This window comes from Phenylobacterium sp., assembly GCF_031984885.1.
In the GTDB taxonomy this organism is placed as follows: Bacteria; Pseudomonadota; Alphaproteobacteria; order Caulobacterales; family Caulobacteraceae; genus Phenylobacterium.
Genome location: NZ_DAMABV010000008.1, coordinates 1 through 20,981 on the forward strand (window position 1 = coordinate 1; position 20,981 = coordinate 20,981).

Consider the following 20,981-nt stretch of genomic DNA (forward strand, 5'->3'; position numbering starts at 1 on the left):
AATCCTTGAATCAAGCGTCGCCCCAATCAGCAAGCCTTATGAGTACAGACCCTAGCTGGAACGCCGCCATCGCCTAGAATCCCGGCCGCGTCTCGACCTCGCGCGCCTGCACCGGCTCACCGCACTCCGAGCAGGTCTGCACCGGATGGAAGTCGCAGCCGCAGCCCTTGTGCCGGTGCAGCAGCGGCGGCCCCGCCTCGCCCGCATAGTGGCGGTCGCCCCAGTGGACGATGGCCATGATCACCGGATGCAGCGCCAACCCCTTGTCCGTCAGCCGGTATTCGAACCGCGTCGGATGGTCCTGGTAGGGCGTGCGGCGCAGCACCCCCTCCTCGGTCAGCAGCTTGAGCCGGTCGGAGATGATCGTGCGCGAAATCCCCAGCCGCTCCTGAAACGCCTCGAAGCGCCGAACCCCAAGGAAACAGTCGCGCAGGATCATCAGCGTCCAGCGGTCGCCGATCACCGCCACCGACCGCGCGACCGAGCACGGCTCATGCGCCAGATCTTCCCATTTCATCGCCGGCTCCATCCGCCATTGACCAAGTCCAGATTCGATACCATGGTCCATCCAGAAAATAAACTTATGGGAGACGAGCCATGGCGGCCTGTCTGGTGGTCGGCGCCGGCGACGGCGTCGGCGGGGCGATCGCACGCGCCTTCGCGGCGGAAGGCCTGGAGGTCTGCATCACGCGGCGGGCCCGCAATCTCGAACAGCTTGAAGAGCTCGCCCAGTCGATCCGCGACGGCGGCGGCAAGGCCCGCGCCTACGGCGTCGACGCCCGCTCCGAGGAGGAGATGATCGCGCTCGTCGACAGGATCGAAGCCGAGGTCGGCCCCCTGGAGGTGGTGGTCTTCAACATCGGCGCGAACGTCCGCTTCAGCCTGACCGACACGACCTCGCGCGTCTTCCACAAGGTCTGGGAGATGGCCTGCTTCGCCGGCTTCCTGACCGGCCGCGAGGCGGCCCGCGTGATGATCCCCCGAGGCCGCGGCACCATCCTCTTCACCGGCGCCTCGGCGTCGGTGCGCGGACGCCAGGGGTTCGCCGCCTTCGCCTCGGCCAAGCACGGCCTGCGGGCCCTGGCCCAGTCGGCCGCCCGCGAACTCGGCCCCCAGGGCGTCCATGTCGCCCACGTGGTCGTCGACGGCTCCATCGACGGGGTCTTCTCGCGCACCAACATCCCCGACCTGGACGCGCGGCTGGAGGGCGACAGCATCCTCAAGCCCGACGAGATCGCCAGCAACTATGTCTGGCTGCACAAGCAACAACGCTCGGCCTGGACGCACGAAATCGACCTGCGGCCGTGGACCGAGGCCTGGTGAGGAAAGACCCATGGGAAAGACCGTCGAGTTCATCTTCGATTTCGCCAGCCCCAACGCCTATATGGCGCATTGCGTCCTGCCCGACATCGCGCGGCGGACGGGCGCGCAGATCGTCATCACCCCATGCCTGCTCGGCGGGCTCTTCAAGATCACCGGCAACCAGGCGCCGATGACCGCCTTCGGCGGCATCCAGGGCAAGCTGGCCTACGAGGCGCTGGAAACCCAGCGGTTCATCGCCAGGCACGGCCTCAGCCAGTACCGCTTCAATCCGCATTTCCCGATCAACACCCTCTTGATCATGCGCGGCCTGGTCGCCGCGCGCCGCATGGGGGTCGAGGGCGCCTATACCCGCGCCGTCTTCGCCGGCATGTGGGAGCGGGGCCTGAAGATGGACGACCCCGCCGTCGTCGCCACGGTGCTGACCGAGGCCGGCCTCGACGCCAAGGCGATCCTCGAAGCCACCCAGGACCCCGAGGTGAAGGCCGAACTGCTGGCCAACACCGAGGCCGCCGCCAGCCGGGGCGCGTTCGGCATCCCGACCTTCTTCGTCGGCGACGAGATCTTCTTCGGCAAGGAGCGCCTCGGCCAGATCGAGGAGGAACTGGCGGCCTAGCGCCGCCGGCTCGAACCGGTCTAACACTCCAGCTCCAGGCAGTTGGAGCGGCGATGGACGTGGGCACGACAGGCGGAGCGGTCAGCGGCGACCACACCTGCGACGACTGCGGCGCGCAGGTCGCCGGCCGCTTCTGCTCCAACTGCGGCCAGCCGGCCCACACCCACCGCACCTTGGCGCACCTCGGCGAGGAGATCCTGCACGGGGTGATGCACTTCGACAGCCGGATCTGGCGGACGTTGCCGCTGCTGGTCGCCAACCCCGGCCGCCTGACCCGCGAGTGGGTGCTGGGCAGGCGGACGCGCTACGTCTCGCCGTTGGCCATGTACCTGTTCACCGTCTTCGTGATGTTCATGATCCTGAGCTTCATGCCGGTGAGCACTCAGATCCGGACCGCCGAAGACGCGGTGCGGGACGCGGCCAGCGGCCCGGCCTCCACCGGCACGACCTACATGATGGCCACCAACGAGGTGGTCCAGGCGGAGGTGGCGCTGGAGAACGCGCCCAAGGGAGACGATCCCGCCGCCGTCGCCCGCCGCAGCGAACTCGCCGCCCGCCTGCAGAGGGCCGAGGAGGCTGAAAAGGCCGCCGACGCGGCGATGCAGGAGGCGCCTTCCGCCCCCAACGTCGCGGTCATGGGCGCCAACCTCGCCGACACCCTGCGCGAACGGGCCGCCGCGGGGGAACTGCAGGTGAACACCGGCGACAAGCACCTCGACAAGAAGCTCATGAAGAAGCTGCAGAACCCGGAGCTCACGCTCTACAAGCTGCAGCAGACCTTCTACAAATTCTCGTTCCTGCTGATCCCGATCTCGATTCCGTTCGTGGCCCTGCTCTTCCTCTGGAAGCGCGGCTTCACGCTCTACGACCACGGCGTCTTCGTGCTGTACTCGCTGACCTTCATGGCGATGCTGATCATGATCACGGCCGCGATCATGCGCCTTGGCGGCATGGTGGCGATGATCGCCGTGCTGGCCGCCACGACGATCGCCCCGATCCACATGTTCATCCAGGTCAAGGGCGCCTACGGCCTGTCGACCTTCTCGGCCCTGTGGCGCACGGGCGTGCTGCTGCTGTTCTGCAGCCTGGCCCTGAGCCTGTTCCTGGCCGCCGTCGTGATGCTGGGCGTCGCCGGCTAGAAGAACTGCGCGAGGTTGCGGCGGACCCGTTCGAGGACGGGCTCGTCGTTCTCGTCGATCTCGAAGGTCTGGCCGGTGATGGTCTCGAACGCCTGGATGTAGACCGCAGCCGTATCGACCAGCATCTGGGCGGGGATCTCCGGGATCGGGTCCTTGTAGGGATCGCAGCGCTCGGCGACCCAGGCGCGCACGAAGTCCTTGTCGAAGCTCTCCGGCCGCTTGCCCTCGGCGAAGCATTGCGGATAGCTGCCCGCGAACCAGTAGCGGCTGGAATCGGGGGTGTGGATCTCGTCGGCCAGGATGATCTGGCCGTCGGCGTCGGTCCCGAACTCGTACTTGGTGTCGACCAGGATCAGCCCGCGCTCGGCGGCGATCTGCTGGCCGCGCGCGAACAGGGCCAGGGCGTAGTCCGACAGCCTCGCCCACTGCTCTGCGGTCAGCAGGCCCTGCTCGATGATCTGCGAGGGCGTCAGCGGCTCGTCGTGGCCGCCGTCGAAGGCCTTGGAGGTCGGGGTGATGATCGGGTGCGGCAGCTTCTGATTGTCGGCCAGCCCGTCGGGCAGGACGTGGCCGTACATCTCGCGCTGGCCCTGCTTGTAGAGCGTCAGGATCGAGGTGCCGGTGGTTCCGGCCAGGTAGTCGCGCACGACGATCTCGACCGGCAGGATGTCCAGCCGGCGGCCGACCACCACGTTCGGGTCGGGATAGGCCAGCACATGATTGGGGCAGATGTCGGCGGTCTTCTCGAACCAGAAGCGCGCCGTCTGGGTCAGCACCTGGCCCTTGAACGGGATCGCCGCCAGGACCCGGTCGAAGGCGCTGATCCGGTCGCTGGCGATGATGATCCGCCGGCCGTCCGGCAGGTCGTAGTTGTCGCGCACCTTGCCGTAATAGGGGTTGGGCAGTTCGGGAATGATCGCGTCGCGCAGGACGCGATGAGCGTTGCGAGCCAGGGCCGTCTTGTCCATGGGGTGATCCGCGCCGGAGACTTGAAGCGGCTCTCTAGCCTATTGCGCGCGTAAGGCCAGCCCGGATCGGCCTATTGGCCGCCCATCATCTGCATGATCCGCGCGATCGCCGGCAGCATCAGCACCCCGATCAGGCAGGGGAAGATGAACAGGATCAGCGGCACGGTCAGCTTCACGGGCAAGGCCAGCGCCTTCTCCTCGGCCCGCAGCATCCGCTTGGCCCGCATGTCCAGCGAAAACACCGATAGGGTTTCGCCCAGGCTGGTGCCCATCTCCTCGGCCTGCCGCAGCATGGTCGCCAGCGCCCGTGCGTCGTCGATGCCCAGCCGGTCGGCGAAGGCCAGCCACGCATCCTTGCGCGCCTTGCCGGCCCGCAACTCCAGCGTCAGGATCCGCAGGTGGACGGTCAGCCGCGGATAGCGGCGGACCAGTTCGTCGGAAACGCGCGAGACCGCCGCGTCCAGGCTCAGCCCCGCCTCGACCGAGGCGACCAGCAGGTCGAGCAGGTCGGGGAAGCCGTCGGCGTACTCCAGTTCGCGGTTCTTCTGCCGCGCCTTCAGCACCTGGTCGGGGCCCAGCAGCGCCGCGCCCGCGAACAGGCAGGCCACCGCGACCGCGGTCATGCCGCCGCCCTTCATCGCGAACGGCAGCACCGTGATCACCCCCAGGGTGGCGACGGCCAGGGCCGCGGCCCGCGCGCCGAGATAGTAGATCGCCGCATCGCGATTGAAGAAGCCGGCGCGGGTCAGCCGCATGCGCAGGTCGGAGACCTTGGACGGATCGCGGATGGCCGCCTGCTGGCCCAGGCGGCGGACGCCGTCGGCCACCTGGCCGAACACGCGGACCTCGCCGAACGGCGACGCCGGCCGGGAGGCGCCCGGGCCCGGAGACTGGAAGCGCGCGCGGCGCTGGGCGCGCAGCCGCATCTCGCCGGCCATCACCGCCGCCCCGCCCAGCGCCGCCACCGCCAGCAGGGCGAAGGCGACCAGGGTGATCAGGTTCTGGAGTTGAGCGGCGTCCATCGGCTCAGATCCGCATGTCGATCATCTTGCGCATCACCAGGTTGCCGATGAGCATCCAGGCGCCGATCACGACCAGGCCGATGCGCACCAGGGGCACGTGCATGACGTCGCCGTAGAAGTCGGGCGAGAGAATCACGATCGCGCCGGCGGCCAGGAACGGGGCGGCGGTGAGGATCATCGCCGAGGCGCGGCCCTCGGCGGTCGCGGCCTTGATCTTCAGACGCATCCGCAGCCGGTCGCGCACGGTGGCGGCGTTCAGCTTCAGCAGTCCCGTCAGGTTTCCGCCCGCCTTTTCCTGCAACCTGACGGTCGCGGCGAACAGGTCGACGTCCGGATGCTGGCAGCGCAGGGACATGCGGTTGACCGCCTGCTCCAGCGTCGCGCCATAGGCGATCTCGTCGGCGGCCATGCCGAACTCCGACCCGATCGGGTCGGCCATCTCACGCCCGACCAGGGCCACCGCGGTCGGCACCGGATGCCCGGCCTCCAGGCTGCGGACGATGATCTCCAGCGCCTGCGGCAACTGCACGCCCAGCGCGATCGCGCGGCGGCCGGCCTTGAACTTCAGATAGAAGATCGGCGCGGCCACGCCCAGCAGCAGCGCCCCGACCGGCAAGGCCAGCAGTTGGCGGGTGAGCGCGAAGCCCGCCACGCCGCCGGCCAGCGCCAGCCCGGCGATGACGGTCAGCCAGCGCCGCCCGTCATAGGGCACGCCGGACCGGACGATCAGCTCGCTCAGCCAGGCCCAGCCGCCCTTGGCGTCGCCCGCCGCGTTCAGGCCGCGCTGCTTGCGCAGCTCCACCACCAGTTCGGCGATCGACCCGCCGGTCCGCTCGGCCACCAGCAACCGGCGGTTCACCTGCCGCTTGACCTTGGCGGTCCGAAACAGCCCGACCGCCGCCTGCGCGGCGGAGAACACCGCGGCGAACACCAGGATCAGATAGACCGACGAGGCGTCGAGCGGCATCAGCCCAGCACCCGGTTGGGATCGAAATAGGCGGTGTCGTAGGCGATGCCCCGCCGCATCATCTCGTCCAGGCAGCGCGGCCGCAGGCCCGAGGCCCGGAACTCGCCATGCACCACCCCGTCGGCGGTCGTGTGGCTGCGGTGGTAGGCGAAGATCTCCTGCATCTGGACCACCTGGCCCTCCATGCCGACGATCTCGCTGACGCTCATCATCTTCCGCTTGCCGTCCGACATCCGCATGATCTGGACGATCATCCCGACCGCCGAGGCGATCTGGCCGCGCACGGCCTCGGGCGAGAGCTTCATGCCCGACATGGCGACCATCTGCTCCAGGCGGGTGATCGCATCGCGCGGGGTGTTGGCGTGGATGGTGGCCATCGAGCCTTCGTGGCCGGTGTTCATGGCCTGGAGCATGTCGAAGGCTTCCTCGCCCCGCACTTCCCCCAGGATCACCCGGTCGGGCCGCATGCGCAGGGCGTTCTTGACCAGCTCGCGCTGGCGGATCTCGCCCTTGCCCTCGATGTTCGGCGGCCGTGTCTCCATGCGGACCACATGCGGCTGCTGAAGCTGCAGTTCGGCGGCGTCCTCGATGGTGATCAGCCGCTCCTTGTGGCTGATCGCCGACGACAGCGCGTTGAGCAGGGTGGTCTTGCCCGACCCCGTGCCGCCCGAGATCACCGTCGAGACCCGCGCCTTCACCGCCCCGTGCAGGAACTCGGCGACGCAGGCCGGCATCGCGCCCACCTCGACCAGCTTGTCCAGGGTGTAGGGCTTCTTCGAGAACTTCCGGATCGAGACGCAGGCGCCGTCGATGGCGATCGGGGCGATGGCGGCGTTCACCCGGCTGCCGTCCGGCAGGCGGGCGTCGACCATGGGCTGGCTCTCGTCGATCCGCCGGCCCACCCCCGCGACGATGCGGTTGACGATGCGCAGCAGGTGGTCGTTGTCGCGGAAGCGGACCGGGGTCGGCTCCAGCTCCCCTCGCCGCTCGACATAGACCTGGAACGGGCCGTTGATCAGGATGTCGTTGACGCTGTCGTCCTTGAGCAACGGCTCGATGGGTCCCAGCCCCACCATCTCGTCATGGACCGACGCGCCCAGCGCCTCCAGCTCGGCGGTGTTCAGCACCAAACGCTCGGCGCGGGCGAAGTCGCCGACCAGGGCCAGGACCTGACGGCGCAGCTCGCCTTCGTCCAGGCTCTCCAGCTTCGAGAGATCCAGCTCCTCGATCAGCCGCGCGTGCAGCTTGAGCTTGATGTCGAGCATCTGGTCGACCGGCGCAGGCGCCGGCAGGGGTGGCGGCGGCTCCACCACGTCCAGGGAGCGCGCCTCCAGCGGCGCCGGCTTGGCGGTGATCGTGAAACGGGCCATCAGGCGGCCTTTCTGGGCCAGCCGCCGCGACGCGCGGGCGGCGCCTGGACGCCGAGCAGCCGGTCCACCAGGCTGGCGACGTCCCTGACGATCTTCGACTTGGGCCGATGCTGGCTGATCGGACCGCCGAGATTGACCGAGGCGGCGGCCGCCTCCCAATCCGAGCTGATCCCGGCCTCGGCCTTGCGTTCCAGCGCGCGCTCGGCCTCGGCCACCGAGGGCGCGGGACCGAACATCCGGCTGGCCAGGCGATTGAGCACGACGCGCGTGCGCACCCCGACCGGCAAGGTCGCCTCCACCTCGCTGGCCAGCGCCCGGGCGGCCAGCAGGGCCGGGACCGTCAGCTCGGAAACGATGAAGATCTCGTCGGATCCGCCCAGCACCTCCAGGGTCCAGGGCCGCCGATGGCGCGGCATGTCGATGACCACGAAGTCATAGGCTTCGCAGGCGATCTCCAGGATGCGCAGCACGGCGTCCTTGGAGATCTGCTCGAAGGCCAGCGGATCACGCGGACAGGCCAGCAGGTCCAGCCCCTTGGCGATCGGGGTGGTGAAGGCGGCCAGCAGGGCCGCGTCCATGCGCTCGGCCGCCGGCCCGAACTCGGCCAGGCCCATCGCCGCCGTGGCCCCCAGATAGGCGGCTGCCGAACCGTCGGCCAGGTGCAGGTCGATCAGGCAGACCGCATGCTCGCGATTGGCCCGCGCGGCCAGGGCGCTGGCGAACTCGATGGAGAGGGTCGTCGCGCCCGCGCCGCCGACGGCCCCGACGATCGACCAGCAGCGCGAACTGCTGGAGGCCATCGCCGGCGGCTGCGCGCCGACCGCGTCCAGCAGGCCGAACACCGCCTCGCGCACCTGGTCGTCGGTGTGGGGCGGTTCGAGTACGTCGGACTGCGGCAGGCGCATCGCCGCGCGCACCAGGGCCGCCGGCAGCCGCGCGCCGACCAGCAGCACCGGCGGCGCGGCCCCCGACGCCGCCAGGGCGTCCAGCGCCGCCGTCAGGCCCGCCGGATCGAGGCTGTCGACGTCGACCAGCACCAGGTCGACCGCCCCCGCCCGGGCCTCGGCCAGGCGTTCGACGCCCGCCATCTCCAGCGCCGCGCCGAACAACGGGCCGCGCGCCAGGGGGGCGAGGCTGGGCCCCACCGCCAGAACGCGCCGCCCCAGAAGGCTCCAATGGGTCATGACCGCGACCTCGAACTCACGCTCTTACTGCCCCGCCGGCCCGGTTCCGACCGGCGCCGACAGCGGCTTGTCCAGCGACAGGCCGCTGAGGATCAGGTCGATCGGATTGGTCTCGCGCCCGGCCATGATCCGGGTCTCGCCGGTCAGGTCCTCGGCGGTCGCCAGGCGCGGGGTGATGATGATGACGAGCTCGGTCTCCTGCCGCTTCCAACGCGCGGAGCGGAACAGCGCCCCGATCACCGGAACCTGGCCGATCCCCGGCAACTGGCGCACCGCATTGACGTAGTCCTGCTGGAACAGGCCGGCGACCGCGAAGCTCTCGCCCGACTTCAGCTCGACCGTGGTCGCCGCGCGGCGGACGGTGAGCGAGGGAACCTCCATGCCGTTCAGGCGCAGATTGGTCCGGGTGTCGAGCTGGCTGACCTCGGGCGCCACCAGCAGACGGATCATGCCGTTGTCCTGGACCGTCGGCTCGAAATCGAGCTTCACCCCGAACTGGCGGAACTCGATGGTCACGGTGTCGCGGCCGTTGGGAACCGGGAACGGAAACTCCCCGCCGGCCAGGAAGCTGGCCTTCTGCCCCGACAACGCCACCAGGTTCGGGCGCGCCAGGGTGCGAACCACGCCCTTCTCCTCAAGCGCCCGCAAGACCATGTCGATATCGACCGAGCCGATCGAGCCGCGGATCTGCAAGGCGCCCTGCGGCGCGGTGGGCCCGATCAGGCCGCTGCCGCTCGCCAGCGCGAAGTTCACCCCGTCGCTCGCCGCGATGTCGAAGCCGACGTCCTTCAGGTCCGAGCGGCCTGCTTCAAGCACCCGCACCTCCAGGATCACCTGCTGCGAGGCCCGCACGGTCAGGGCGCTGGTCACGTTCTCGGGCGCGAACTTGTCGGCCAGGGCCAGGGCCTTGGCCGCCACCGCGGTGGTCGACACCTCGCCGGTCAGCAGCAGGCCCTCGCCCAGGTTGCGCACCCGGACGCCTTCGCCCGGAATGGCGGCGGCGAGATCGGCCTGCAGCGCTTCGGCGTCATAGCCGACCCGGATGTCGACCACTTCCTGCAAGGCCCCGCCCTGGCCGTAGATCAGCAGGTTCGTGGCGCCCAACGCCTTGCCGCGCACATAGAAGCTGCGATCCGTGGTGGCCACGATCTGCGCGGTTTCGGGTTGGGCGACCACGATCTTGGAAGCCGGTCCGTCCAGCCGGAAGGACAGCGACTTGTTCTTGGGCACGTTGATCGTGCGGCTGCGGACCGCCTCGCTCACGAAGGTCTCGGCCCGCACGGGCGCGGCCGCCGCGATCAGGGCGCAGGCCATTACGGCGCAGGCCGCCAGGTCGATCCGCCGACGCGACATCATCTTCACGCTTTTCATGGGGGTCACTCGCCGGGGGCCTTGGCCGCCCCGCCCTCCCCCTCGACAATGGTGATGAGCGAGCGGCCCGAGCCGCCCGTCCCGCCGGGCGCGCGCCAGCGGCGGGCGGAGGCGGCCTGGGTCGCCGCAGCGCCCCCGACGACTTCGCGGGCGCCGACCGGGGCGGCGTCCTCGACCTCGGCCTGGCCGAGCGCGCGCAGCGCCAGCGAGAGCGAACCGAGATCCGCCGCGACCGCCAGCTTCTGGGCGTCGCGCACGCTGACCTCCAGGGTCGCCGTGCTGGGCGCCTCGGGCTTGTTGGAGGTCGGGTCGGCGTTGAGGTCGACCCCCAGCACGCGGACGTTCTGGATCACCACCTCGGCCTGCAGCACCTTATGGCTGTCGTCGTCCGAGAGGTTGCGCATCAGCACCACGTCGACGCGGTCGCCCGGCAGGGCGTGGCCGCCGACGCCGGAGATGTCCGAGACGCCGATGGTGTAGGCCCGCATGCCCGGTCCGATCTCGGCGGCGACCGAAGGCCGGGCGCCCGGACCGCTGAGCTTGGTGGGCAGCAGCGCCTCGCGGGCCAGGATCGGGGCCAGCGCCACCGGCGCGCCGCCATTGTCCTGGGCCAGCACCTGATTGATCGAGGCGAACGCTCCGGCCGGGGCGGCGTCGCGCGGCATCTGCACCAGCTTCAGATGCCCGGCGTCCAGGCGTTCACCGTACTTGATGTCCTTGGCGGCGACGACGACGGACACGCCGCTGACGGGCGCGGGCGCCGCGGCGACGGCGACGTTGCTGCGCGCCGGCAGGGCCACCTTGGCCACGAACAACGCCCCCAGCCCAAGCGCCGCGGAGGCGCCCAAGCTCACAATAGTCCCAACTCGCATCGCCCCACCCCTGGATGCTACGCTACTTCAATGAGTTAGGAGGACCGCTGTTGCGATAACCGTAACAAAGAAGGTCAACACGGCATCAACCAAGGCCGGTTCCGGGCGCCCGGCGAAGCCGGCGTCGCTACCGGCTTTGGCGCGCAGACAAGCTGGCGCCGGCACCGTATAGTCCAAGGGATTCCGGAGGATTTCACATGCGCCGTCTCGCCCTCGCCGCCGCCGTCCTGGCGCTCGCCGCCACCCCCGCCTTCGCCGCGCTCAAGGAAGGCGCCAAGGCGCCGGACTTCACCGCCCAGGGCTATCAGGCCGGCAAGCCGATAACCTTCTCCATGGCCCAGGCGCGCAAGAGCGGGCCGGTGGTGCTCTACTTCTTCCCGGCCGCGGAGACCGCGGGCTGCAACCTCGAAGCGCGGCTGTTCGCGGAGTCCATCGACGACTTCAAGGCCCAGGGCGCGACGGTGATCGGCGTCACCGCCGGCAACCTCGACAAGCTGGCCTCGTTCTCGGCCGACACCGAGAAGTGCTCGGGCAAGTTCCCGGTCGCGGCCGACCCGAGCGCCAAGATCGCGGCGACCTATGACGCCAGCCTGGCGGTCAAGCCCGGCTGGTCGAACCGCACGTCCTATGTGATCTCGCCCTCCGGCGAGGTGATCCACGCCTATTCCGACATGAAGGCCAACGACCACGTCACCGAGACCCTCACGGCGGTGAAGACCTGGCGGGCCAAGCACCCGCAGTAGAGCGGCCCTCTTCTTCCCCCAGCCGCGGACCGGCGCCAACGGGCCTGGCGCCGGGGGAAAAGCCTTGCCCTGCAAGCGGTTTTCCCGTACTAGCCCGCCTCTTCACGGAAGGCGGTCTTCGGCCGGAACGCGAAAGGATCGGGAAACACCCGGTCGCCGCGCCGCAAGAGCCATCGTTTCCGACACTTACCCGGTGTCGGACGCGCCGCCTTCCAAATGGGAAAAGGAACCATGGCGCTCTACGAGCACGTTGTCATTTCGCGGCAGGACATCTCGCCGCAACAGGCTGAAGCCCTGAACGACCAGATCAAGGCTCTGATCGAAGAAGGCGGCGGGTCCGTCGCGAAGATCGAGTACTGGGGTCTTCGGAACCTCACCTACCGCATCAAGAAGAACCGCAAGGGGCACTACTCCCTGCTCGCCATCGACGCCCCCCCGGCGGCGGTGAAGGAGATGGAGCGTCAGCTCGGCCTGAACGAAGACGTTCTGCGCACCCTGACCGTCCGCGTCGAGGAACTCGATCTCGAGCTCTCCCCGGTTCTGGCTCGCCGCGATCGCGAACGCGAACCGCGCCGTGAAGAATTCCAAAGCTAAGAAAGGGAGGGATCACCATGACTGACGAAACCTCCGCCGCCCCGGCCGCGCCCGCCGCCCGCCGTCCGTTCTTCCGCCGCCGCAAGGTGTGCCCGTTCTCCGGCGCCAACGCCCCGAAGATCGACTACAAGGACGTCAAGCTGCTGCAGCGCTACGTCTCCGAGCGCGGCAAGATCGTGCCCTCGCGCATCACCGCGGTGTCGGCCAAGAAGCAACGCGAACTGGCCAAGGCCATCAAGCGCGCCCGCTTCCTCGCCCTCCTGCCCTACGTCGTGAAGTAAGGGGGACCGACACATGAAAGTTGTTCTGCTCGAACGCGTCGAAGGCCGTGGCGGCCTGGGCGACGTGGTCACCGTCAAGGACGGCTACGCCCGCAACTACCTCCTGCCCCGTCAGAAGGCCCTGCGCGCGACCGCCGCGAACCTGAAGATCTTCGACGCCCAGCGCGCCGAGATCGAAGCCCGCAACCAGAAGACCAAGGACGCCGCCGGCAAGGCCGGCGAAGCCCTGGACGGCACCTCGTACATCCTGATCCGTCAGGCTGGCGAAACCGGCCAGCTCTACGGTTCGGTGACGGGTCGCGACGTGGCCGACATGGTCAACGCCGAAGGCGGCAAGATCGACCGCTCGATGGTCGTTCTCGACAAGCCGATCAAGACCCTCGGCGTCCATCCCGTGAAGGTTCGCCTGCACGCGGAAGTGACCGTCAGCGTCAACATCAACATCGCCCGCAGCCAGGACGAGGCCGAGCGCCAAGCCCGCGGTGAAAACGTGATCGCCTCGCAGTTCGAGGAAGATCGCGCCGCCGACGAGCAAGCCGCCCAGGACATGCTGGAAGGCGGAGCGGGCCAGCAGGAAGGCGACTTCGGCGACCACTAGTCGCCGCACGCCCTCCAGACGCGTTTGCGAGCGGCGCGGATCTTCGGGTCCGCGCCGCTTTCTTTTTGTCCCGCCTCCCGCAGACATTCAGCGCGCCTGCACAGACCCTGGATTGCAGGTTGATCATTCTTCGAGCTCCGGCTTCATTGAACGCGGATTTGCAAGGAGGCACTCGATGACCACGGCCCAGGTCGCCAACGGACGGTTCGACTTCGGTCGGGTGGTTCAGAACACGTTTGGCGTGTCGGCGCGAAACTTCCGCGAACTCGCCATCCTGGCGCTGGTGCTTTCCGGGATTCCGGCCGCGATCCTGGGCTGGATCCAGCTCCGTGGATTTGGGCTGGACGCCACCGCGGCGCTGCCTGGGCCCGGCCCGTTCGGAGCCCTGGCGGCGGGATGGATCCTCACCGTCGTCTGCGGCGCGATCCTGCAGGCGACCATCGTGCGGGTCACCGTGGCGGACCTGAACGGCGACGCCGTCTCGGCCCTCGGCGAGGCCAGAAAGGCGGTCGCCACGGCGATTCCCCTCATTATCCTCAGCTTGATCGCCACGATCGGCATCATGTTCGCGACGTTGTTCCTTGTCGTCCCGGGGATCATCCTCGCGGTGATGTGGTCGGCGGCGATCCCTGCCCTGGTGATCGAGCGGCCCGGCATCTTCAAGAGCCTGTCGCGCAGCCGAAACCTCACGCGGGGCTTCCGGTGGCCGATCTTCGGCCTGCTCATCATCTATATCGTGGCCTACGCGGTCGCTTCGACGGTCTTCGGGGGTGTCGTCGGGGTCGCGGCCATGGCCGGCGGCGCGACGTCCATGATGATCGGGACGATCCTGGTTTCGGCGGTCATCGGCGCTTTGGCCGGCATCGTCGGCTATGCCGGCACGGCCGCCATCTATTACGAACTCCGCGCCGTCAAGGAAGGCGTCGGGGCCGCCCAGCTCGCCGCGGTGTTCGACTGACGGGCGATCAGGCGGCGTGCTTGTCGCGCCGCCGCCGTCCCATCAGCAGGCGCGCCTCCAGCCGCCCGCGCAGGGCCGCGTAATAGGCGCTGAGGAAGTCGAAGTCGTCCTGACCGGCCTCGGCGCTCCAGCCGATCTTGACGCCGATCCGCTCGGCCACCGCGCGCACGGTGCGCCGGTCGCGGCGGCGCAGCACCTCCTCCAGGACGTGAAGCTCCTTCTCGCCATACGCATCGAGTTGCCGGGGCGTGAAGGCGTAGCGGGCCAGCCGCTCGGCGCCGCCGTCGGCCACGTCGCGGGCCAGGGCCTGCCGCGGCGCGCGCACCACCCAGGTCCCGCCCACCAGGTCGCCGATCCGCAGGCGGTCGCGATTGAAGAGCGGGAACAGGGCGAAGATCCCCGACCAGACGACCGCCAGCAGGTACATCCAGGCCGAGGCTCCGCCCTCGTCGGCGCGGGCGGCCACGATCGAGAACGGCATGAAGATCTCCAGCTCGCGCATGGCGTTGCGGACCAGCACCGCCTCGGCCCGCAGCCGGCCGCCGTCGCGCGAGGCCACCCGCAGCCCCAGCAGCCGCTTGCCCGGCGTCGCCGCCGCGGCGGTGAGCTCGAAACCCGTGAAATAGAAGTTCCGCAGCAGGAAGAAGGCCAGCAGCCAGATGATCGCGGCGACCTCCAGCCCGGCCCGGCCGCCGGACATCAGCCCGCCGGCGAAGGCCAGGATCGTCAGTCCGATCAGCACCGCCACGATGATCGTCGCATCGATGAAGAAGGCCGCGGCGCGCTGGCCGCCGTCGGCGATCTGCAGCCTCAGGTCGACGCCCTCCGGCGTGACGAACGAGCGGGTGGCCTTGTCCTGCTCGCTCATCGGCCGCGCTCCACGCGCGGGGCGTAGAAATAGGCGAGCCAGAGCAACCCCGTGGCCGCCGCGATCGCATAGCGGACGAGGTCGCTGTTGATCAGTTGCCGCCCGAAGCCCTCCAGCAGGCCCGCGAAGAACAGCATCACCACCACGCCGCCGACCGCCGCCCCGGCCGTGCGGCCCGCCGCAGCGACGGCGTCCAGCCGCGAGGCCTCGCCCGGGAAGGCCACGGCCCAGCCCACCCGGATCCCGGCCGCGCCCGCCAGCACCACGGCGAACAGTTCGGTCACCCCGTGGATCAGCAGCCAGCCGCCCAGCTCGAACCCCAGCCCGCGGCTGAAATAGAGCGCCAGGAAAGCCCCCAGCGTCGCGCCGTTGTAGAGCAGCAGCAGGATGCTCGGGATGCAGAAGGCGAAGCCCAGCGCGAAGGCCAGCAGCGCCACCTGGGCGTTGTGGGTGAACAGGAACGTCGCGAAGAACGACAGCGGGTCGCCGCCGTCGCCGTCGTACAGCGTCGCTCGCAAGCTCTCCGTCGAGGCGGCCGGATCGCGCCCGCCCGCCAGATCTCCGGGCACGAAGACGTGGAACCACTGCGGGTCATGGGCGATCAGCAGCGCCGCGGCCACGGCGCCCAGCGCCGTCAGCAGCGCCGCGACGAGCGTCTCGCGCCAGATGCTGCGCACCGCCGCCGGCCAGTCGCGGCGGAAGAAGCCGCCCAGCCGCTCCAGCAGGGTCGAGCGCGAGCCGTAGACGAAGAAATAGGCCCTGGCCGACAGCACCTCCAGATAGTCGATCAGGCTGCGGTCCAGCGAGGTGCCGCGCGCCACCGACAGCGCCGACAGCGTCGAGCGGTAGAGCACCGGAATAGCCAGGATCTCCTCGTCGGTCAGACTGGCGACCGAACGCTTCTCGGCCCGGTCCATCAGCCGCTCCAGCCGCTTCCAGTCGGCCTCGCGCTCCTCGCGGAAGCGCTGGCTCTTCAGGCGCAGATCGGGCCCGGCGCTCACAGCAGATCCCTCCGCTTCAGGTCGAGATAGCTGTTGATCACCGCCGGCCCGATACGATCGGCGCTGGTCTCGACGATATGCACCCCCAGCCGGCGAAGCCGCGAGATCACCAGGTCGCGCTCGCGCCGCAGGCTGGCGGCGAACACCGCGCGGGCGACATCCTCGGGCTCCAGGGGTTCGGCCGCGATCATGCCTTCCAGCTCCTCGTCGCGCAGCACCACGAACATCAGCAGATGGCGGCGCGCCAGCCGCCCCACCGACTCGATCATCAACTGCGCCGCCGTCGGGTCGGTGAAGTCGGTGAACACCACGATCAGCGAACGCCGCTGGAGTTCGCCCGCCAGCACCGAGAGCCCCAAGGTGTAGTTGGTCTCTTCGGCCGAATAGTCGATCCGGCCCGCCATCTGCTGGAGGACCGCGAAGGCGTTGGGGCCCCCCACCGCACCGGTCGAAAGCCGGGGCGCGGCGTCGAACGCGAAGAACCCCGCCCGATCGCCCGAGCGCAGGCAGGCATGGGCCAGCAGCAGCGCGCCGTTGATCGCCCTGTCGATCCGGGGCGCGCCGTCCAGCGGCTCGCTCATCGCCCGCCCGCAGTCCAGCGCCATGACGACGTTGTGGTTGCGGTCGGTCCGGAACTCCTTGGCCAGCAGCAACGCGTGACGCGCCGACTGCTTCCAGTCCACGGCGCGGCGATCCATGCCCGGCTGGAAGTCGCGCAGGGCGTGGAACTCGGACCCCTCCCCCACCTCGATCTGCGCCTTGGTCCCGAACATCGCATTGCGCGCGAACAGCCGGACCGCCTCCTCGCGCACCCAGGCGAGGTCGGTGGTCACGGCGAGGTTGAAGTCCAAAGCGAAGGTCTTCTGCTTCCACACCAACCCCAGCGGTCCCTGCCAGCGCAGCCACAGCGCCTCCAGCGTCGCGATCCCGCGCCGCTGGGGGGTAAAGGCGGCCACCACCTCGGCCACGCCGTCATGCACCTGCGCCTGCATCGTTCCGCCAGCCAGGCCGAGCCTGGCCCCGGCGTCCAGCCTGGCCTCCACCGACCTGGGCGCCGCGCCCGCGAACCGCGCCGTGAACTCGATCTGGCCCGGCCGCGCCACGGCCGCGCTCAGCGGCGGAACCGGGTCGAGGCTGAGCCGGTCCCGCGCCGCCCCCAGCATGGCGTCCAGCGCCATCAGCAGCAGCATGACCGCCGCCCAGAACACGCCAAGCCACCATAGCGGCGCCATCGCGCTCCCGGCGATCAAGGCCAGGGGCGCGCCGGCCGCGACGATCAATGCCGCTCGTCGCGTCGGATAGATCACCGCGGCGCCGCCACCTGGTCGATCAGCGAGGCCAGCACCTGGTCGACCTTGCGCCCTTCGATCTCGGCGGCCGGCGAGAGGACCAGCCGGTGCCGCAGCGCCGGCAGCGCCAGCGTCTTCACGTCGTCGGGGATCACGTAGTCGCGGCCGTCCAGCGCCGCATGGGCGCGGGCCGCCAGGGCCAGCATGGCGCCGGCCCGCGGCGAGGCGCCGGTCTCGGTGTCGGCCGAAACCCGCGTGGCCCGCACCAGGTCGACCACATAGCCGGCGACCTCGTCGGTCAGGCGGACCTCGGCGACGGTCGCGACGGCCGCCTCCAGGCTGGCCTTGTCGGCGACCGTCTGCACGCCCAGGTCGGCCGGCGTGGGCATGCCCGAGCGCATGCCGTGCCCGACGACGATGGCCAGTTCGTCGGCCTCGCTCGGATAGTCCAGCACATGCTTGAACAGGAACCGGTCCAGTTGCGCCTCGGGCAGCGGATAGGTGCCCTGCTGCTCGATCGGGTTCTGGGTCGCCACCACGGTGAACCGCGGGCTCAGCGGATGGGACTGGCCGTCGATGGTGATCCGCCGCTCCTGCATCGCCTCCAGCAGCGCCGCCTGGGTCTTGGGCGGGGTGCGGTTGATCTCGTCGGCCAGCAGCAGCTCGCAGAACACCGGCCCGCGCGTCAGGGTGAAGGTGCTGGTCTGGAAGTTGAACAGGTTGGCGCCGATGATGTCGCCCGGCATCAGGTCCGGCGTGAACTGGATCCGCCCGTAGTCGAGGCCGAGGCTGGCCGCGAAGGCCTGTGCCAGCAGGGTCTTGGCCGTGCCCGGCGGGCCTTCCAGCAGCACGTGGCCGCCGGCGAACAGCGCCGTCAGCAGCAGGTCGACCGCCTGCTCCTGGCCGATGACCGCCTTGCCGATCTCGGCGCCTATCCGCTCGGCCAGCGCCTTCACCTCAGCGACGTTCACGAGTCATCTCCAGTCTCCAGCGATAGAGGTCGCGGGCGACCTCCATGAGGTCCCCCTTGGTTCGCGCCCCGCGGGCGCGTTCGATCAGGATGGAAAAGCGCTGCGTCGCGCCGCCGGCGGCGCCCAGCCGATCCAGCAGGCCATCGAGTTCCTGGCCCTCGAGCCCCTTGGGCGCGCCGACTGCATGGGCCACCTCGGCGCGCGTCAGTTCGGCATAGGGCGCGGCCATCCGGTGCTCGCGCCGGGCCAGCCGCACCAGGCCCGCGGTGTTGTCGGCCAGGGCGCGCTTGCCCAGCGCCACGGTTCGCGCGTTCGCCCGCGCCGCGCCGAACCGCACCGAGGCCTGGACGCCGACCAGGATCAGCGCCGCCAGCAGGCAGAGCGTCGCCCCCAGCAGCGGCGGCTCCAGCATCAGGCGCAGCGGATTGAGCGAGCGCTCGAAGCCGTGCAGCGTCAGGTCGAAGACCACGGGGGTGTCCTTGGCCCGGATCAGCGTCAGCAGCTCGACCGCCGTTCGCGCTCCGGCCAGGCTCTTGATCGCGGCCGTATCGAGGAAGTCCGGGTCGGCCAGCACATAGACGCCGTTGGCCTCGTTCATCACCAGCACGCCGCGCCCGGCCTCGTCCACCGCCACCGGTACCCAGCCGGGACCGGCCAGGGTGCGCAGATCCTCGACCTGCGGCTGGACGCCAATCTGCTGGCCGTTCGGCCGCGCCAGCCGCACGGGCCCCGCGCCGGCCCGGTGCTGCAGGACCAGGCCCTCGCGCCAGGCCTTGGGCAGCACCTTCAGCGTCGCCTCGTCGCCCAGCCCGCCGTCCGTGCGCACCCAGCCCCGTCGCAGCCGATCGGGAACCGCCGCCCACTTGGGCAGCACCACCAGCACCGGCCCGCCATGCTCGATCTCGCCGATCAGGGTCGGGTTCGTTCCCGGCGACGGCGTCAGCACCAGCAGCCCCTCGTCCGCCGCCGCCGACAGCGCCCCGCGCCGCAGCACGACCGGCGTCCCGGATGTCTCCAGCAGCCTGGCGATCGCCCCATAGCCGATGGCCGAGCGGGAAAGCGCATGCTCCTGGCCGTTGTCGCCCGACCGCAGTTCCGGCTCATAGGCCGCGATCAGCCCCAGCCCCGCCAGCGCGACGCAGCCGACCAGGACCAGCACCAGCATGACCAGGGGCGAGAACGCCCCGCTGCGGTCGCCGGTCACGCCGCCCACCCCGCCGGCAGGGCGAAGGCTTCGTAGTCCCTTCGGCATTCGGCGAAATCGGCCGCGTCGACCGCCGCGCCGCCGAACAGGCTGCGCTCCACCACCCGCCCGATCTTGGCGAAGGCCGGCCGCGCCGCCTCCGGCAACGCCGACAGCGAGGCGATCTCCCGCGTCGTCAGGGCCGGCCCCACCGCGCGGGGCCGCCGGCGCTCGATGTCATCGACGCTGCGCAGCAGGATCAGGTGCGCGGCCTCGGCATAGCGGCCCTCGCCCGCCAGCCGGTCGGCCGCCGCCAACAGGTCGCGCGCCGCCGCAGCGTCCGGCCGCCACTCCGGCTCGGCCGGCGCCTCGAGGGCCTTTGGTTTCGCCGCCGGCAGGCGCAGCCGCATGACCTCGCGGACCAGCGCATAGAGGATCAGGGCGGCGATGAGCGCCACCCCGATCCAGAACACCCATTTGAGCAGCGGCGCGATCGCCTCGAAGGCCTTGCCGATCCACGCCAGCCACTCGGGCGGCTTGGGCGGGTCGAAGGCCGTCCGGTCGAACTGAAAGCCGCGATCGCGCAGGAGTTCGGCATGGGCCGCCGCCACGGCGTCGCCCGTCTTCCCGACCGGGGCGCCTGCTTCCACGCCTCGTTGCATCGCCACCCCGGAACAACCCGATCACCGATATGTATGGCCAGGAACCGGCGCCGTCGACCCGAAAGCGCGCTCAGCCCTTGGGCAGGACGAAACGGATGGGAATGCGGACCGCTCCGCCCGCCACCGGCTCTCCGTCGCGGGTCATGGGCCGCATCCTGAACAGCCGGCTCATCTTCATCGCCGCCTCCCCGAACCCCTGATCCGCAGGCTCCTCGGAGACGACCCGGCAGTTTTCCAGCGCGCCGTTCGAGGTGACGGTGCAACCGAGCACCGCGCGGCCTTCGACGTTCATCCGCTGGGCCCGGTCCGGATAGTACCTGGCGATGTCCTGGCCGCTGGGAAGACGCAGCCAGTCCGGGTTCTGGATCACCGCGGCCCGCGGCGCCGGCGGCGCGGCGACGGGCGGCGGCGGCGGCGCGACGACGACCACCGGCGGCGGCCTTGGCTCCTCCACCCGCCGCTCAACCGGCGGGACGGGCAGCGGCGGGATCGTCCGCGGCAGGTCCCTCACCGCGGCCGGCGGCCGCGGCTGGAGCTTCGGCGGCGGCTCGGGACGGGCGGGTGGCGGAGGCGGCGGCGGTGGAGGCGGCGCCGGCGGCGGGGGCAGCGGCTTGATCAGTTCGACGCTGGTCACCTCGTCCACATACTCGCGATAGCGCGGCTCGAACCTGGCCTTCCAGAGATAGACCCCCAGCGCCCCGTGCAGGACGAGCGAGCCCAGGATCGCGAGCTGAACCCCGATCCCTCCGCGCCTGCGCCGGCGAGCCGTCGGCGCCTGGTCGCGCCGCAGATCGGGCGTCCGCCGCCCGACATCCTGGTCAAAACCGTGCGCGCCGTGAGCGAATTGAAGTGACGCCATGCCGACACCTCCTGCCGCCCCCGCAACCCTCAAGATTTCAGACCAACGGACCTCAGGTGGGCGATCGACGAGGCGGCTTGAAGCCCAGATCACCGAATATTCATCAGCGGATGTCCCGCCCATACAGGATCTGGAACCCGCATCG

23 protein-coding genes are annotated in these 20,981 nt (G+C 70.1%); 8 read left to right on the top strand and 15 right to left on the bottom strand.

From position 1 onward, the window contains the following. Positions 1-73: 73 nt before the first annotated feature. Entirely contained in the window at positions 74-517 is a 444-nt protein-coding gene (locus tag RTL41_RS13175) for a helix-turn-helix domain-containing protein (RefSeq protein ID WP_312165157.1), read from the bottom strand. 80 nt (positions 518-597) lie between these two features. On the opposite strand from RTL41_RS13175, the gene RTL41_RS13180 reads away from it, so the two are divergent. Genes RTL41_RS13180 through RTL41_RS13190 form a run of 3 tightly spaced genes read left to right on the top strand, consistent with a single transcriptional unit; the run spans position 598 to position 3,075 of the window. Next, complete coding sequence (locus RTL41_RS13180) at positions 598-1,323, top strand: SDR family NAD(P)-dependent oxidoreductase (protein WP_312165159.1); 726 nt, start codon at positions 598-600, stop codon at positions 1,321-1,323. A gap of 10 nt (positions 1,324-1,333) precedes the next feature. Next, the gene (locus RTL41_RS13185) at positions 1,334-1,936 is read left to right on the top strand and encodes a 2-hydroxychromene-2-carboxylate isomerase (RefSeq protein ID WP_312165161.1); all 603 of its coding nucleotides are present in this window, start codon (positions 1,334-1,336) and stop codon (positions 1,934-1,936) included. Between the two features lie 53 nt (positions 1,937-1,989). Next, complete coding sequence (locus RTL41_RS13190) at positions 1,990-3,075, top strand: DUF3667 domain-containing protein (protein ID WP_312165164.1); 1,086 nt, start codon at positions 1,990-1,992, stop codon at positions 3,073-3,075. Here the strand turns inward: RTL41_RS13190 and RTL41_RS13195 are convergent. The 7 genes from RTL41_RS13195 to cpaB form a co-directional block, all read right to left on the bottom strand. Further along, the gene (locus RTL41_RS13195) at positions 3,072-4,043 is read right to left on the bottom strand and encodes a phosphoribosylaminoimidazolesuccinocarboxamide synthase (RefSeq protein WP_312165166.1); all 972 of its coding nucleotides are present in this window, start codon (positions 4,041-4,043) and stop codon (positions 3,072-3,074) included. The genes RTL41_RS13190 and RTL41_RS13195 overlap by 4 nt on opposite strands. 71 nt (positions 4,044-4,114) lie before the next feature. Next, positions 4,115-5,065 carry a type II secretion system F family protein gene (locus tag RTL41_RS13200; RefSeq protein WP_312165168.1) on the bottom strand — a complete coding sequence of 317 codons (951 nt, stop codon included), beginning with the start codon at positions 5,063-5,065 and terminating at the stop codon, positions 4,115-4,117. Between the two features lie 4 nt (positions 5,066-5,069). Beyond that, positions 5,070-6,032 (bottom strand): type II secretion system F family protein, encoded by a 963-nt coding sequence (locus RTL41_RS13205; protein WP_312165171.1) that lies wholly within the window; start codon positions 6,030-6,032, stop codon positions 5,070-5,072. Continuing rightward, entirely contained in the window at positions 6,032-7,402 is a 1,371-nt protein-coding gene (locus RTL41_RS13210; protein WP_312165174.1) for a CpaF family protein, read from the bottom strand. The genes RTL41_RS13205 and RTL41_RS13210 overlap by 1 nt, the downstream gene beginning before the upstream one ends. After that, positions 7,402-8,586, bottom strand: coding sequence for a hypothetical protein (locus tag RTL41_RS13215; protein ID WP_312165176.1), 1,185 nt, complete (start codon positions 8,584-8,586; stop codon positions 7,402-7,404). Before RTL41_RS13215 ends, RTL41_RS13210 begins: the two co-directional genes overlap by 1 nt. Before the next feature lie 24 nt (positions 8,587-8,610). After that, positions 8,611-9,957, bottom strand: a complete 1,347-nt coding sequence (locus tag RTL41_RS13220; RefSeq protein WP_312165178.1) for a type II and III secretion system protein family protein — start codon at positions 9,955-9,957, stop codon at positions 8,611-8,613. Positions 9,958-9,962: 5 nt separating this feature from the next. Then, entirely contained in the window at positions 9,963-10,811 is an 849-nt protein-coding gene (gene cpaB / locus RTL41_RS13225) for a Flp pilus assembly protein CpaB (protein WP_312165180.1), read from the bottom strand. Between the two features lie 215 nt (positions 10,812-11,026). Between cpaB and RTL41_RS13230 the strand changes: the two genes are divergently transcribed. From RTL41_RS13230 to RTL41_RS13250, 5 genes are all read left to right on the top strand, one after another. Further along, positions 11,027-11,572 (top strand): peroxiredoxin, encoded by a 546-nt coding sequence (locus tag RTL41_RS13230; protein ID WP_312165183.1) that lies wholly within the window; start codon positions 11,027-11,029, stop codon positions 11,570-11,572. A 231-nt stretch (positions 11,573-11,803) separates the two neighbouring features. Beyond that, a complete protein-coding gene (gene rpsF, locus RTL41_RS13235; protein ID WP_183769815.1) occupies positions 11,804-12,166 on the top strand; it encodes a 30S ribosomal protein S6 in 363 nt (120 codons plus the stop codon). Positions 12,167-12,183: 17 nt separating this feature from the next. Next, on the top strand, positions 12,184-12,447 hold the full coding sequence (rpsR, locus tag RTL41_RS13240; protein WP_312165187.1) for a 30S ribosomal protein S18: 264 nt from the start codon (positions 12,184-12,186) through the stop codon (positions 12,445-12,447). Between the two features lie 13 nt (positions 12,448-12,460). Further along, positions 12,461-13,045: a 50S ribosomal protein L9 gene (gene rplI, locus RTL41_RS13245; RefSeq protein WP_312165189.1), complete on the top strand. Its 585-nt coding sequence runs from the start codon at positions 12,461-12,463 to the stop codon at positions 13,043-13,045. Between the two features lie 175 nt (positions 13,046-13,220). After that, positions 13,221-14,003 carry a hypothetical protein gene (locus tag RTL41_RS13250; RefSeq protein WP_312165191.1) on the top strand — a complete coding sequence of 261 codons (783 nt, stop codon included), beginning with the start codon at positions 13,221-13,223 and terminating at the stop codon, positions 14,001-14,003. Between the two features lie 7 nt (positions 14,004-14,010). Here the strand turns inward: RTL41_RS13250 and RTL41_RS13255 are convergent, their stop codons facing one another. The 7 genes from RTL41_RS13255 to RTL41_RS13285 all read right to left on the bottom strand — a co-directional run bounded on the left by RTL41_RS13255 (position 14,011) and on the right by RTL41_RS13285 (position 20,836). Continuing rightward, on the bottom strand, positions 14,011-14,871 hold the full coding sequence (locus RTL41_RS13255) for an RDD family protein (RefSeq protein ID WP_312165193.1): 861 nt from the start codon (positions 14,869-14,871) through the stop codon (positions 14,011-14,013). Continuing rightward, a complete protein-coding gene (locus tag RTL41_RS13260) occupies positions 14,868-15,872 on the bottom strand; it encodes a stage II sporulation protein M (RefSeq protein WP_312165195.1) in 1,005 nt (334 codons plus the stop codon). Before RTL41_RS13260 ends, RTL41_RS13255 begins: the two co-directional genes overlap by 4 nt. Then, positions 15,869-17,179, bottom strand: coding sequence for a DUF58 domain-containing protein (locus tag RTL41_RS13265; RefSeq protein ID WP_312165197.1), 1,311 nt, complete (start codon positions 17,177-17,179; stop codon positions 15,869-15,871). Before RTL41_RS13265 ends, RTL41_RS13260 begins: the two co-directional genes overlap by 4 nt. Further along, the gene (locus tag RTL41_RS13270) at positions 17,176-18,132 is read right to left on the bottom strand and encodes a MoxR family ATPase (RefSeq protein WP_312165199.1); all 957 of its coding nucleotides are present in this window, start codon (positions 18,130-18,132) and stop codon (positions 17,176-17,178) included. Before RTL41_RS13270 ends, RTL41_RS13265 begins: the two co-directional genes overlap by 4 nt. Continuing rightward, positions 18,119-19,336, bottom strand: coding sequence for a DUF4350 domain-containing protein (locus RTL41_RS13275; protein WP_312165201.1), 1,218 nt, complete (start codon positions 19,334-19,336; stop codon positions 18,119-18,121). Before RTL41_RS13275 ends, RTL41_RS13270 begins: the two co-directional genes overlap by 14 nt. Further along, positions 19,333-19,965 (bottom strand): DUF4129 domain-containing protein, encoded by a 633-nt coding sequence (locus RTL41_RS13280; RefSeq protein WP_312165203.1) that lies wholly within the window; start codon positions 19,963-19,965, stop codon positions 19,333-19,335. The genes RTL41_RS13275 and RTL41_RS13280 overlap by 4 nt, the downstream gene beginning before the upstream one ends. Before the next feature lie 82 nt (positions 19,966-20,047). After that, entirely contained in the window at positions 20,048-20,836 is a 789-nt protein-coding gene (locus tag RTL41_RS13285; RefSeq protein WP_312165205.1) for an energy transducer TonB, read from the bottom strand. Positions 20,837-20,981 lie beyond the last annotated feature (145 nt).

Bases quoted from the DNA above. Each gene is read 5' to 3' on its own strand.
- rplI (WP_312165189.1), top strand. From the start codon at position 12,461: ATGAAAGTTGTTCTGCTCGAACGCGTCGAAGGCCGTGGCGGCCTGGGC.
- RTL41_RS13215 (WP_312165176.1), bottom strand. From the start codon at position 8,586: ATGACCCATTGGAGCCTTCTGGGGCGGCGCGTTCTGGCGGTGGGGCCC.
- RTL41_RS13230 (WP_312165183.1), top strand. From the start codon at position 11,027: ATGCGCCGTCTCGCCCTCGCCGCCGCCGTCCTGGCGCTCGCCGCCACC.
- RTL41_RS13205 (WP_312165171.1), bottom strand. From the start codon at position 6,032: ATGCCGCTCGACGCCTCGTCGGTCTATCTGATCCTGGTGTTCGCCGCG.
- RTL41_RS13250 (WP_312165191.1), top strand. From the start codon at position 13,221: ATGACCACGGCCCAGGTCGCCAACGGACGGTTCGACTTCGGTCGGGTG.
- RTL41_RS13255 (WP_312165193.1), bottom strand. From the start codon at position 14,871: ATGAGCGAGCAGGACAAGGCCACCCGCTCGTTCGTCACGCCGGAGGGC.
- RTL41_RS13195 (WP_312165166.1), bottom strand. From the start codon at position 4,043: ATGGACAAGACGGCCCTGGCTCGCAACGCTCATCGCGTCCTGCGCGAC.
- RTL41_RS13285 (WP_312165205.1), bottom strand. From the start codon at position 20,836: ATGGCGTCACTTCAATTCGCTCACGGCGCGCACGGTTTTGACCAGGAT.
- RTL41_RS13180 (WP_312165159.1), top strand. From the start codon at position 598: ATGGCGGCCTGTCTGGTGGTCGGCGCCGGCGACGGCGTCGGCGGGGCG.
- rpsF (WP_183769815.1), top strand. From the start codon at position 11,804: ATGGCGCTCTACGAGCACGTTGTCATTTCGCGGCAGGACATCTCGCCG.
- RTL41_RS13200 (WP_312165168.1), bottom strand. From the start codon at position 5,065: ATGGACGCCGCTCAACTCCAGAACCTGATCACCCTGGTCGCCTTCGCC.
- RTL41_RS13210 (WP_312165174.1), bottom strand. From the start codon at position 7,402: ATGGCCCGTTTCACGATCACCGCCAAGCCGGCGCCGCTGGAGGCGCGC.
- RTL41_RS13190 (WP_312165164.1), top strand. From the start codon at position 1,990: ATGGACGTGGGCACGACAGGCGGAGCGGTCAGCGGCGACCACACCTGC.
- RTL41_RS13175 (WP_312165157.1), bottom strand. From the start codon at position 517: ATGAAATGGGAAGATCTGGCGCATGAGCCGTGCTCGGTCGCGCGGTCG.
- rpsR (WP_312165187.1), top strand. From the start codon at position 12,184: ATGACTGACGAAACCTCCGCCGCCCCGGCCGCGCCCGCCGCCCGCCGT.
- RTL41_RS13185 (WP_312165161.1), top strand. From the start codon at position 1,334: ATGGGAAAGACCGTCGAGTTCATCTTCGATTTCGCCAGCCCCAACGCC.
- RTL41_RS13220 (WP_312165178.1), bottom strand. From the start codon at position 9,957: ATGAAAAGCGTGAAGATGATGTCGCGTCGGCGGATCGACCTGGCGGCC.